Source organism: Paraburkholderia phenoliruptrix (assembly GCF_019511605.1).
In the GTDB taxonomy this organism is placed as follows: Bacteria; Pseudomonadota; Gammaproteobacteria; order Burkholderiales; family Burkholderiaceae; genus Paraburkholderia; species Paraburkholderia phenoliruptrix_A.
Window position 1 is genome coordinate 261,494 of the sequence record NZ_JAEUAV010000004.1, and the last position, 12,941, is coordinate 274,434.

Below are 12,941 nucleotides of genomic sequence, written 5' to 3' on the forward strand. Positions count from 1 at the left end.
GCATGGGACCGGACAAGGCGTGCTATCGCCCGCTCCGGGCCGACACATGGAGAACACGCATGAACGCCAATCCGAAGTTTCTTTCCGCCGACGCCCACGTCGACGAAGCCGCCGTCGCGCCGCTGCCGAATTCCCGCAAGGTCTACGTGACCGGCTCCCGTCCCGACATCCGCGTGCCGATGCGCGAAATCACCCAGGCCGATACGCCTGACAGCTTCGGCGGCGAAAAGAATCCGCCCGTCTACGTCTACGATACGTCGGGCCCGTACTCCGACCCGGACGCGAAGATCGACATTCGCGCCGGTTTGCCGGCGCTGCGTCAGCGCTGGATCGAGGAACGCGGCGACACCGAGGCGCTCACCGGCCTCACGAGCGAATACGGCCGCGAGCGCGCCGCCGACCCGGCCACCGCGGAACTGCGTTTCCAGGGCCTGCACCGCACGCCGCGCCGCGCGCTGCCCGGCAAGAACGTTTCGCAGATGCACTACGCACGTAAAGGCATCATCACGCCGGAAATGGAGTACATCGCGATTCGCGAGAACCAGCGCCGCGCCGAATATCTGGAGAGCCTGAAGAAGAGCGGCCCGAACGGCGAAAAACTCGCCGCGATGATGGGCCGCCAGCATCCGGGCCAGGCGTTCGGTGCGAGCGCGTTCGGCCCGAACGGCGTGACGGAGATCACCCCCGAATTCGTGCGCGAAGAAGTGGCGCGCGGCCGCGCGATCATTCCGAACAACATCAATCACCCCGAAAGCGAGCCGATGATCATTGGCCGCAATTTCCTCGTGAAGGTAAACGCGAACATCGGCAACTCGGCGGTGACCTCCTCCATCGGCGAAGAAGTCGACAAGATGACGTGGGCGATCCGCTGGGGCGGCGACACGGTGATGGACCTGTCCACCGGCAAGCACATCCACGAGACGCGCGAGTGGATCATCCGCAATTCGCCGGTGCCTATCGGCACGGTGCCCATCTACCAGGCGCTCGAAAAGGTCAATGGCAAGGCCGAAGACCTGACCTGGGAAATTTTCCGCGACACGCTGATCGAACAGGCCGAGCAAGGCGTCGACTATTTCACGATCCACGCGGGCGTGCGTCTGCAATACGTGCCGCTCACCGCGAAGCGCATGACCGGCATTGTGTCGCGCGGCGGCTCGATCATGGCGAAGTGGTGCCTCGCGCATCACAAGGAAAGCTTCCTGTACGAGCATTTCGAAGACATCTGCGAAATCATGAAAGCGTATGACGTGGCCTTCTCGCTCGGCGACGGCCTGCGCCCCGGCTCGATCTACGACGCGAACGACGAAGCGCAGCTCGGCGAACTGAAGACGCTCGGCGAACTTACGCAGATTGCGTGGAAGCACGACGTGCAGACGATGATCGAAGGCCCCGGCCACGTGCCGATGCAACTGATCAAGGAGAACATGGACCTGCAGCTCGAATGGTGCGACGAAGCGCCCTTCTACACGCTCGGACCGCTCACCACCGACATCGCGCCGGGTTACGACCACATCACGTCGGGGATCGGCGCGGCGATGATCGGCTGGTTCGGCACGGCGATGCTCTGCTATGTGACGCCGAAGGAGCACCTCGGCTTGCCGAACAAGGACGACGTGAAGACCGGCATCATCACCTACAAGCTCGCTGCGCATGCCGCCGACCTCGCCAAGGGCCATCCGGGCGCGCAGGTGCGCGACAACGCGCTCTCGAAGGCGCGCTTCGAGTTCCGCTGGGAAGACCAGTTCAACCTGGGCCTCGATCCGGACAAGGCGCGCGAATTCCACGACGAAACACTGCCGAAGGATTCGGCCAAGGTCGCGCATTTCTGCTCGATGTGCGGCCCGCACTTCTGCTCGATGAAGATCACCCAGGACGTGCGCGAGTTCGCCGCGCAACAGGGCGTGACCGACGACGAGGCGCTGAAAAAAGGCATGGAAGTGAAGTCGATCGAGTTCATGAAGAAGGGCGCCGAAATTTACCAGCGGCAATGATGATGACCGCGCTTCGCGCCGGCTGCCGCCGGAGTCGATGCGCGCACAACTTTCTTGCCCTCGAAGGCCCGCCGCAAGGCGGGCTTTTTTTTGCCCTCCGCGCAGGCACGGCGCATGCTAAACGTGGAGAAACATTTGATTACGAAACCGTCAGTCTGCTGACAACCTCACACAACTCGATACGGGTTGCAGCGATAAGATCAAACCAACACATGCATAACGACAGGCGGCTTCAAATCACAACAAAGGGAGTGAGTCATCATGAAATCGATCCGTAAAATGGGTTCGCTTGCGATGATCGTGGCGGTGGTTGCAAGCCTTTCCGCGTGCGAAGGCATGACCACGCGGCAGCGTGACACGGCAATCGGCGCGGGCGTCGGCGGCGCGGCGGGTGCGGTGATCGGCGGCAGCGCGCTCTCCACGCTCGGCGGCGCGGCGGTGGGCGGCGTGATCGGCAACCAGGTCGGCAAGTAAATCCTCGCGTATCACTTGTAAAGGCGGGCGCGGGTGCAAGACCGCGCCCGTTTTGCGGCGGTCAGGCTCAAGTTACGTGGCGTTCGTTACGTGAGGAAAACATCGCTGCATGAGGACTCGGACGCGGTTCTAACGGGGCTGCAATGCGGCGCAATTTGGCCGCAATTTAGCCGCAAGCCGGCCGCAACGCCGCGCAATGCGCCGTTACGGTTTTGCAATGTTTATCCCGCACCAAGGGCGTAAGCTCGTGCGATAACGTGCCGACGATGGCGTCGGCCGCGTTGTTCGCAAACGGAGCGCGTCATGAAGTCCCGCGTCATCAATTCTCTCCTCACCAACGGTATGCGCCTGCGGCGCATCGGCTGTGCGCGGTCCCTTGGCCACGGCCGACTCGCGCTGAGCGGCGTCGCGAGCGCGCTGCTGTTGTCGGGCTGCTACTACCCATACGGCTACTATCCGGCTTACTACCCTTCCGCCTACCCGGCTTATTACGCGACGGTGCCCGCCAGCGCCGCCCAGCGCGAAGTGCCGCTCGGCACGGCAACCGATTCGTCAGGCGCGTCGCAGTCAGGGCAGCAGTCGACGCAGTCGCAGCAGTCGCGGTCGGCCCAGCGGACTCAGCAGGCTCAGGGAACCCAGCAAGCCCAACAGGCTCAGCAGGCCGAGCAAGTGCAGCCGGACGCCGCGCCGCCGACCTATGTGGTCGCGCAGCCGCCAGTGCCGGTATACGTGGCGCCCGCTTATCCCGTGTACTATCCGCGGCCGGTCTATCCGGCGTGGTACGGCTATGGCTATCCGGGCTGGTATGGCTACGGCTATCCTGGCTGGTACGGCCCGGCGGTGTCGATTGGCTTCGGCTGGTCGTGGGGCGGCGGGCGCGGACGGCATCATTGAGCGGCAGGACGCGAGGCTATGACCCTTGTGCGGTTTTCTGGAGCCGCGGTTTCCGGCAGCCCAATGTCAGCATACGGCAACCCACTTGCCGGCTGGCATTTTTGGCGCGGCGGCTTTCGGCCGGCTTCCTTCAGCAAACTTTCGGAACCGATTCGCTAAGGCTCGCTTCTGCGGACCGGTTCATGCAAAACTGAATTTCGACGTGCGTGCGGGCCCGGACTGGAAAGCCTGCCCCTCGTGGCTAACCGCCCTCTCCTGCGACCGCTCTCGCCCTCCTCCCGTAGTTTCCCTTCTTGACGCGCGAGCCTCGCGCTCTATTCTTTGTTAGGCCGCACACAGTAAGCGCTTAAAACCTGGGCCGCCCGTTGTTTCCACCGGCGGCGCTCATCCGTCCTGCACCAGCGACGCGTCCCGTCATTGGCAACTTCGCGTCGAGTTCGAACAACAACGAAGGAGACGTGATGTTTCATCAACTGCTCACCCCCGTCGGCAATTCCCTGCCTGAGTCGTTTCTGGTCGCGGCGTTGCCGATCATCGTCGTGCTGGTGCTGCTCGGCTGGGCGCGCCGGCCCGCGTGGCAGGCCTCGCTCGCGGGGCTCGTGGTCGGCCTGATCGTCGCCATTGCCGGGTGGAAGTTTCCGGTGGGCCTCGCGCTCGATTCAGTCGCGGCCGGCGCCGTGTTCGCGTGCTGGCCGGTCATGTGGATCGTGTTCGCAGCGATCCTGCTCTACAACATCGCGCAACGTTCGGGCCGCTTTGCCGCGTTCCGTACGTGGATGATCGACAACCTGCCGAACGACCGGCGCGTCGTACTGGTCGTGATCGGTTTCTCGTTTGGCGCGCTGCTCGAAGGTATTTCGGGCTTCGGCACGCCGGTCGCAATCACCAGTTCGCTGCTGATCCTGCTTGGTTTTCCGACGCTCGAGGCGCTCTCGTTCACGCTCATCTTCAACACGGCGCCGGTTGCATTCGGCGCGCTCGGCGTGCCGATCACGGTGCTCGGCGCGGTCACGCATTTGCCGGCCGATTCGCTCGCGAAAATGGTGGGCCGCCAGTTGCCGTTTTTCGCGCTCCTGCTGCCCTTCTATGTGATCGCCGTGTACGCGGGCTTTCGCAACATGCTGCGCATCTGGCCGGTGTTGCTGGTGTCGGGCGCGAGTTTCGCGCTCACGCAGTTCGTCGCGTCGAACTACGTCAATTACAGTCTGACCGACGTGTTGTCGTCGATGGTCTCCCTCATCGTCACCATCGCGTTTCTGCGCGTATGGAAGCCGGCCGCCGACCCGGCGTTCGCGGTGAACATCGAGCGGGTCGGCGACGAGCGCGGCAAAATCCGCGGCGGCCAGGGCTGGTATCCCTGGATCATTGTGTCGGTGGTGGTGATCGTCTGGACGGTGGCCAAGGTCTTCATGATCGGCGATGTGAAGATTCCGTGGCCGGGGCTCGACAAGGCCGTGTTCATCACGTTGTACAACACGCCTTACGGCGCGATCTGGGACTTTCAGCCACTTGCCACGGGCACGGCCATTCTGGTGGCGGCCGTCATCACGAGCGTCGTGGTCGGGCTCGGCGCGCGCGAATTCGGCGCGGCCATCGTCGATACGTGGGTACAGACGCGCATTGCCATTCTGACGGTCGCGACCATCGTCGGACTCGCGTATCTGATGAATTACTCGGGCCTCACCTATACGCTGGGGCTCGGCGTTGCATCGGTTGGACCTTTCTTCCCGCTGGTGTCCGCATTCCTCGGCTGGGTTGCGGTGTTTCTGTCAGGCAGCGACACGTCGGGCAACGCGCTGTTCGGCAATCTGCAAGTGGTCGCGGCTCATCAGTTGAATCTGAACCCGGTGCTGATGGCGGCGACCAACTCGTCGGGCGGCGTGATGGGCAAGATGATCTCGCCGCAAAACATCTCGACCGGCGTGGCCACCACCGAACTCAAAGGCAAGGAAGGCGTGGTGTTCGCAAGAACCTTCAAGCACTCCATTCTGTTGACGGTGCTACTCGGCATTCTCGTGTGGCTGCAACAGAACCTGTTGCAAGGGATGATTCCGCATTGAAGCCGCGACGGCGGTGACACGCGCGGCGGACTCGCGAGATTGCCGCGCCAGGCGTTGGGCTTCGTCGCTGCTGTCGTCACGAGTCGCAATTTTTCTCACATCAGCGTGAGAATTGCTCGCTTTGCGCGTCAGACGGCGACGCTTACGATCACGTGTGTCAGACGTCATCTCCCGGTATTTGCCGTTTCATTCGAACGTGAAACGTTTTGGGCTAACGCGCTGTTACGATGCGCGTGGCGTCTCGACTCAACCGCGCGCGACGCCACCACAATGAACGCAAAAAACCTTTTCCAGCTATTGATTCTCGCTGCCCTGTGGGGCGCGTCGTTCCTGTTTATCCGCGTCGGCGTAACCGACTTCGGCGTCGCTCCGCTAATGGCGCTGCGCGTTGGCATCGGCGCGCTGTTTCTTATCGTCGTGCTGCTCGCGCGGCGTCCGTTGCAGCAATCCGCGACGGTTCTGCGCACCCGAGCCTTGCCCCTGCTCGTCGTGGGCATTCTCAATTCGGCGGCGCCGTTCTGCCTGTTCGCCTATGCAGAGTTGACGCTCTCCGCGGGCGTCACCTCGGTGATTAATGCGACCACGCCGCTGTGGGGCGGCCTGGTCGCGTTCGTCTGGCTGCGCGATCGGCTAAGCGGGCTGCGCACACTCGGCCTTGCGATCGGTTTTCTCGGCGTGCTCATGCTGGTATGGGATCAGATCGCCGCGCCGAGCGGCTCGGCTGCCACGCCGCTTGGCACCGCTCTCGCCGCTGGCGCGGCGCTCGGTGCGACGTTGTTGTATGGCATCGCGGCAAACTATACGAAACGTTACCTGACCGGCGTCGATGCGCTTACCGTTGCCGCGGGCACGATGACCGGCGCGACCGTGGTGCTGCTGCCGCTCGCGGTGATCTACTGGCCGGCCGCGCCGGTCTCGCTGCACGCGTGGGGCGCAGTGCTCGCGCTCGGCGTGGCATGCACGGGCATCGCCTACATGCTGTTCTTTCACCTGATCGCCGTGGCGGGCCCGGCGCGAGCCATCACGGTCACGTTCGTGATCCCTATCTTCGGCATTCTTTGGGGCGCGCTGTTTCTCGGCGAAGGCGTGTCGGCGGGCATGCTCGAAGGCTGCGCCGTCATTCTCGTGGGTACGGCATTGGCGACCGGCGTCGTCAAGCGCTTGCCGTGGTTCGGCACGCGGCACGCGGATACCTGACTTGGGGCTGTGTCAGCCTGCGCGAAAAATAGCCCGCACTCCGCCGGAGTGCGGGCAAAAACCGTCGCCCTACGAGGATAGGCGACGGGGCCACCGGGGCCTGCGCGTTGGACGCGCGGCCGTCGTTGAGCAGAGCGTCGGCTGCATGACCGACGCTCGACTGGTGCTCAACTGGTTGAACAACGTGCGTGAAAGGGGTGCTTGTGCCGGAATGCGGGAATCTGGCCATCCGGCCCCTTCAAGCTAAAAAGCACCTTGTATGCCAGTTATGGAAGAACCGCAGAAAATTGCGGCAACCTATTGATCTCGCAGGGAATTGGACAGCGTGACGAGGGCCGTGGCGAGCCGCTCGCTGGTTCGGAGGAGAGTTACGTCACCGGCGTAACGTCAGCCGAGTAACGTGACGTCACGCGGCTAGCAATCCACAAGCTGCGATGCGTCAACGCATCGGCCACTTCGAGCGCAGCACGCTCACCTGCCGGCTGCGCCCCAAGCGCGGCTCGCGCCGTTCGTGCGGCTCGCGTGGGTTGAGTGCCGCGCCGCATACGAGCGCGAGAACCAGCAAGCTCGCGGCCCACATCCAGTAAGGAATCACGTCGAACATGGCCATCTCCGTCGAATGCCGGTTCGTGCCGGCATCTTCGTGATAGCAAGACGTGTGCGCGCGATTCGCAAGCGCGACGCCCGCTGCCCGCCGGGCGACGCGAAAGCCATAAAAAAACCCGCCCGGAACGCCATGCTCCCGGCGGGTTCTCATACTGCCTGCCGCTGGTTCACCAGCGGCGCGCTTCAGTGCAACTGGTCGGCCATCAGACTCAGAATCTGCTTTGCCTGCGGGCTTTCGTCGATACCGCCCTTGTCGTCGACCACGGCCACGCGCGTTTGATCCGGCGTGAGCGCACGCACGTTCACGCGGTACTGCTTGGCGACCTTCTCTTTCTTGCCGTGGAACACCTGGCTCCAGAAACCCTGCTCAGCCGACGACATATCCTTCGGATCGACATAGCGCACGAAGTACAGGCCGCGCGTCAGATCGCGATCGTCGACGGTGAAGTTGCTGCGATCGAGCGCCAAGCCCACCCGCAGCCAGGCGCGGTCGTAGGGTTCGCCAAGTGTCAGCTCGTTCGACGTTAGCTGCGCCGAGCCGCCCGCCGACTGCGGATCGCGCACGGGCTGCTGTGCCGCCAGCACGACGTTCTGCGCAGCCGTGGCCGCGGCCGCCGACTTCGCACCTGCGCTCGCCGCACCAGGCGCCGCCTGGGCACCCGCGGGCGAGAGCTCGGCGCTCTGCGCGCCGCCCGCCTTCGTGCGCGAATCGGCGAGTGCCAGTGCAGCCATCAGGCGCTTCAGATATTCCTGTTCGAGGCCGGGATCATTCGGCTTGGGCTGCCACGTGCTCGAGTCGTTGTTCGTGCCGGTCAACGCTTCGCGCATGCCCTTCTGGCTGATGAACACATACGTGCCGCCATTGGGCGCCGCTTCGAGGCGGGTGCGGTACTTGTTGCGTTCGGACGTGACGTAGCTGTTGCCCATGGCCTTGGACAGCGTGCTGCGGATCAGGCCGTCGTTGATCTGCGCGTGCGTTTCGTTCCAGTCTGTCTCCATCACGCCCTTGTCGCGCTGATCGACGACCAGCAGGAAGCCCTGCTCCTGCCAGAAGCGGCGAATCTGCGGCCAGGCCTGCGCCGGCGCCTTGTTGTCGATGACGAGCCAGCTTTCCGTGCCGTCGCGCTGAATGTGCATGCCGCTCACCGGCGGCACGACGGACAGGGTGTTCGCGGCGGGCGCCTGCGCCTGCACCTGACGCAGCGTGGACAACGAGGTTTCGCCGCCTTGCGGGGGCAAGGAACGCTGATCGGCCGTCTCGTCGATCAGATTCGGCGGGACGGCAAGTGACACCTGCTTCGATTTGGAGTCGCTCTTGTAGTCGACCTTGGTCGGCGACGACGTGCCGCAGCCGGCGACCAGCCCGCCTGCCATCAGCATTACTGCGAACCGCTTGGTAAGACGAAGATCAGTCATGTTCGGGGAATCCTTCCGCTACGCCACGGCAAGTTTCCGTGGATCAACCCAACATTTTACCGATCCCGGCGAGCCCTGTGCAAAAAGTGGGGTTTGCCCCGCCCGAGACGGACTCCTGCACGAGACACTTTTAACAATCGACAACGATTCCTAATAGCTTGTCAGAGCCGTGCCTATCGCTTGTCAGGATATTGTTTTCAAAGGCTCTTTTTGAGATTCGGCACCTGCCGCTTTTGGGATGACGCAAACCCGCGAGATTGGCGCCAGGCGTGGTTAGCCAGCACGAGTGCTATCTTCAAAACGCCCTTGCAGCAAGCCTTGGGCGTCCTACGCAGGAGATAACGCCATGCCGCAACCCGATCCTTCCCGCCTTCTGTCCGCCTCCGTAATGGCTGTCGCGACGCTATGCAGCAGCGCAAATGCTTGCGCGCAACTCGGTGCTGTGATGGCGGCCAAAGCAGGCGCCAGCGCGCCGCAAAACGTGCTCAACGGCGCGCTGCGCATGCGCACCTCGACGGATGCGGGCAACACGACCATCAACGAGTATGGGACGAGCAACGGCGAGATCGTCGCCTACACGTGGCAAGGGCCGACCATGCCGGATCTGGCCGCGCTGCTCGGCAAGTACGCCGGCTCTTACCGCGCGGGCGCAGCGGCTGCGGCGGCGACCGGCAATCTGCACGCGTCGCGCGTCGCGCGGCCGGACGTGATCGTCGAATCGGGCGGTCCGATGCGCGGCTATGCGGGCCGCGCGTGGCTTCCCGCCGCGTTGCCGCCGGGCGTGTCGGCGGACGACCTGCACTGAGCGTCGTTCGCATCCGGCCGCTGCCTGGCGCGGACGGTTGCGGCGCAATCCGCGTCGAAGCCCCGACGCCCGCGCCGCGTTCCGCTAACGCGCCGGTCCTCCACAAACACAAAAACTATCGCCCCTGACGCCATGAAACCAAACGCCCTTCCCAGCGTCCTGTTCGTTCTCTGTGCCGCGCTCGCCGCTTGCGGCGGCAGTGGCGGCGGCGGTGGCGGTGGCGGCAGCACACCGGCCGCCGCTCCCGTCGGCACGGCCAGCGCGCCGGCGGCCGCCTCCGCACCGCTTGCGGCTCCCGCGCCCGGCGGCACGAGCGTCGCCCAATCGAATACGCCGAACGTTCAGCCGATCGTCGTGCACGCCGCACCGCATCTCACGCGCAATATGCTGACCACGAGCGTCACGTTGTGTCAGCCAGGCACCGGCAACTGCGCGACCATCGACAACATTCAGGTCGACACCGGCTCGCACGGCCTGCGCATTCTTGCCTCGGCGCTGCCTGCCAGCCTGCCGCTCGCCGCAGTGCCCGCGAGCGGCGGCGTGTCCGGCGAATGCGCGGTGTTCGGCGGCGGCTACGCGTGGGGCGCCGTGCGCAGCGCCGACGTGCGCATGGCCGGACAGCTCGCCGCGGCAATTCCAATCCAGCTGATTGCGGACCCTTCCGTGCCGTCGGTGCCCTCGGACTGCGCCGCCTCCGGCCCGTCAATGCTCACGCTCGACACCTTGCGCGCCAACGGGATTCTCGGCGTCGGCGTGTTCGCGGCCGACTGCGGCGGCGCCTGCGCGAACGCCGCCCTGCCCCGCTGGTACTACAGCTGCGACCCGAGCGGCGCCTGCCAACCGAGCACGCAGCCGCTCGCGCAGCAGGTGGTGAATCCCGTCAGCCGCTTCCCGCTCGACAACAACGGCGTGGTGATCGATCTGCCCGCCATTCCTGACGAGGGCGCGCTTACCGTGTCCGGTTCGATGATCTTCGGCATCGACACGCAGGCGAACAACACGCTTGGCGGCGCGGGCGTGCTCAAAGGCAGTGCGCAAACCGGCTACGTCAGCACGACGCAGAACGGGCAGCTCTACACGCAGAGCTATCTCGACACGGGCTCGAACGGTCTCTTCTATCGCGACACGCAACTGCCGCAGTGCGGCTACTGGTATTGCCCTGCTTCGACGCAAACAGCGAGCGCGACGATCACCGGAGCGAACGGCGCTTCGAACACGGTGACCTTCAATGTCGGCAACTCGCGCGAGCTGTTTGCGTCAGCAAATAATGCGTTCAACAATCTCGCGGGGCCTGCCGCGAGCAGCTTCGGCTGGGGCTTGCCGTTCTTCTTCGGCCGGCGCGTGTACACGGCGATTGCCTCGCGCATGACGTCCGCGGGACCGGGGCCGTACTACGCCTTCTGAAGGCAAGACCGCATTTGATGTGCCGAAAATTCACAAACTGACGCACCGCATAAATTCGATATTGGGTGGCTGCGATAATGGCTGTTCGCGGCTAACGCTTCCAGGAAGATAGTTAGTCATGCAAAACTACCCACCGCCAACCAATGCAAGACGCCACCTTTTCCCTCGACGATTTCGAGCAACTGGTTTATACGCGGCAGCATAACCGCGCAACCGTCCAGTTGCTCTGCGCACTCGCGCTGATGCAGCACAAGCGCGGCCTGCTCGACGAGAGCTTCCTCGCGTCGGGCATGATCGGCCTCACGCCTGCCGAGCAACGCAAGCGCTTCTGCACGCGGCTCGCGAGCGCGGCTTCCACACTGTTTTCCGATCCCACATTCACGCCGCCGGCCGACTGCTTCAGGCTTTTTTTGACGTTGCACGAATGGGTCGGCTTGCTGTTTTCCGTCACACCGTTCGGCAATGCAGACCATGTGGCGCGCCACCTGAACCCGCGCGGCCCGCAAGACCGGCAGTTTCTGCCGGGCGACACTTTTGTGGAAAAGCTCTGCGTACTTTATTCGACGGAGTCCGAGTTCGAACTGGAGTTTGCCGCGCTGTGGGCGTACGACAAAGTGCTTGCCGCCTGCCTCGCGCTTGTCCTGTTCGCACCGGTTTTCAAGGGCTCGGCGAACGCGCACGTGAAGCGCGAGGCGCTGATCGAATGGCTGCCTGGCAAACTGCAGGAGATCGAAGACCTCGACGACCTGCCCACTGCCCTGCTGCATAACGCCTACATGTTCTGCAGCTACGCCCAGTCGCCTCGCCGGCATGAGATCAAGCGCGACATCAACGTGCTGGTGCGGCGCAAGCTTGCGCAACTCGGCCTGAGCGACCTGCCGGCGCCGCCTCCATCCGGCGTGGCGAAGGCGAAGGCAAACTCAAAAACCAAGGCGAAGCGGCGCAAGAAGCCGCTCATGCTGGTGGTGCTCGAATGGTTCGGCGGCGCGCATTCCATCTACCGGACGCACTCACGCACGCTGGAGGCTGCGCGCAAGCATTTCGAAGTGGTGGCCTTCGGCTTCGGTTATGCAATCGATGACATCGGCCGAGCCGTTTTCGACCGTTTTATCGAACTCGAGGAGCCGGAGTACATCGGCGAATGTCTGCACACTATTCGCGATTTTGCCGAGCGGGAAAAGCCGGACGTGCTGTACATGCCGAGCGTCGGCATGTTCGTAATGACCATCTTCATGTCGAACCTGCGGGTCGCGCCGGTGCAGATAGCGGGGCTCGGGCACCCGGCCACCACGCACTCGGACAAGATCGACTACGTCAGCGTGGAGGAAGACTATCTCGGCGATCCGGCCTGCTTCAGCGAGCGCATCATGAAGCTGCCGAAAGACGGGCAGCCGTACCGGCCTTCCGTCGCGCTGCCGGCCATCGTTCCTGCTGTCGTTCCCGGCGTCGTTCCTGCTGTCGTTCCTGCTGGCGTCCCCCCCCTTGGGCCGGCACGCGCCACGCTGCAGGTCGTCATTACCGCGAGCGCGATGAAGCTGAACCCCGCGTTTCTCGACGCATGCAGGGAAATCGGGGCGCGCGCCACAACGCCCGTCGAGTTTCATTTCATGAGCGGCGTGCATCCCGGTCTGCCGCTCGATCATATGCGCGAGGTAATCGGCCGCGCGTTGCCTGGATCGGTCGTGCATGGGTTCCATCAGTATCCGGGCTATATGGAGCGGGTCAATGGCTCCGATCTGTTCCTGAGCCCGTTCCCGTTCGGCAATACCAATGGCATCGTTGACGCGCTCACGCTCGGCCTGCCTGGCGTGTGCATGCGCGGGCGTGAGGTGTTCGAGCGGATTGACAGCGCGCTGTTCCAGCGCGTGGGCATGCCGCTGTGGACCACGGCAGACGACACAGCGGGTTATATAGCGGCAGCAGTCCGCATGATCGACGGGCACGACGAACGTATAGCGTTGCGGCAGCAGTTGCTCGATACACAAGCGGTCGAGCGCTGCTTTGAAGGCCACCCCGAAGCGTTTCCCGAAAGCGTGCTCGCCCTGATGGAAAAAACGCGCAGCCGGCGTGAAGTCGAGGTAACGAGCTGAGCGT

General features: G+C 63.9%; 10 protein-coding genes. 8 read left to right on the top strand and 2 right to left on the bottom strand.

Annotated elements, in window-relative coordinates:
• Nucleotides 1-59 precede the first annotated feature (59 nt).
• From thiC to JNB89_RS08970, 5 genes are all read left to right on the top strand, one after another.
• Entirely contained in the window at nt 60-1,991 is a 1,932-nt protein-coding gene (gene thiC, locus JNB89_RS08950) for a phosphomethylpyrimidine synthase ThiC (RefSeq protein WP_013338692.1), read from the top strand.
• Between the two features lie 261 nt (nt 1,992-2,252).
• Nucleotides 2,253-2,465 (top strand): glycine zipper 2TM domain-containing protein, encoded by a 213-nt coding sequence (locus tag JNB89_RS08955; RefSeq protein ID WP_013338691.1) that lies wholly within the window; start codon nt 2,253-2,255, stop codon nt 2,463-2,465.
• Nucleotides 2,466-2,768: 303 nt separating this feature from the next.
• Nucleotides 2,769-3,359: a hypothetical protein gene (locus JNB89_RS08960; protein WP_220361942.1), complete on the top strand. Its 591-nt coding sequence runs from the start codon at nt 2,769-2,771 to the stop codon at nt 3,357-3,359.
• A 461-nt stretch (nt 3,360-3,820) separates the two neighbouring features.
• Complete coding sequence (locus JNB89_RS08965; RefSeq protein WP_135893342.1) at nt 3,821-5,419, top strand: L-lactate permease; 1,599 nt, start codon at nt 3,821-3,823, stop codon at nt 5,417-5,419.
• 270 nt (nt 5,420-5,689) lie between these two features.
• The gene (locus JNB89_RS08970) at nt 5,690-6,616 is read left to right on the top strand and encodes a DMT family transporter (protein WP_135893341.1); all 927 of its coding nucleotides are present in this window, start codon (nt 5,690-5,692) and stop codon (nt 6,614-6,616) included.
• Between the two features lie 439 nt (nt 6,617-7,055).
• On the opposite strand, the gene JNB89_RS08975 is transcribed toward JNB89_RS08970, so the two are convergent.
• Together JNB89_RS08975 and bamC are read right to left on the bottom strand one after the other, a co-directional pair.
• On the bottom strand, nt 7,056-7,220 hold the full coding sequence (locus tag JNB89_RS08975; RefSeq protein ID WP_220361943.1) for a hypothetical protein: 165 nt from the start codon (nt 7,218-7,220) through the stop codon (nt 7,056-7,058).
• A 185-nt stretch (nt 7,221-7,405) separates the two neighbouring features.
• A complete protein-coding gene (bamC, locus tag JNB89_RS08980; RefSeq protein ID WP_013338686.1) occupies nt 7,406-8,638 on the bottom strand; it encodes an outer membrane protein assembly factor BamC in 1,233 nt (410 codons plus the stop codon).
• Between the two features lie 346 nt (nt 8,639-8,984).
• Between bamC and JNB89_RS08985 the strand changes: the two genes are divergently transcribed.
• The 3 genes from JNB89_RS08985 to JNB89_RS08995 all read left to right on the top strand — a co-directional run bounded on the left by JNB89_RS08985 (nt 8,985) and on the right by JNB89_RS08995 (nt 12,937).
• The gene (locus JNB89_RS08985) at nt 8,985-9,443 is read left to right on the top strand and encodes a DUF2844 domain-containing protein (protein ID WP_220361944.1); all 459 of its coding nucleotides are present in this window, start codon (nt 8,985-8,987) and stop codon (nt 9,441-9,443) included.
• Between the two features lie 132 nt (nt 9,444-9,575).
• A complete protein-coding gene (locus JNB89_RS08990) occupies nt 9,576-10,847 on the top strand; it encodes a DUF3443 domain-containing protein (RefSeq protein ID WP_220361945.1) in 1,272 nt (423 codons plus the stop codon).
• Nucleotides 10,848-10,990: 143 nt separating this feature from the next.
• Entirely contained in the window at nt 10,991-12,937 is a 1,947-nt protein-coding gene (locus JNB89_RS08995; protein WP_220361946.1) for a glycosyl transferase family 1, read from the top strand.
• The last annotated feature ends 4 nt before the right edge of the window (nt 12,938-12,941 follow it).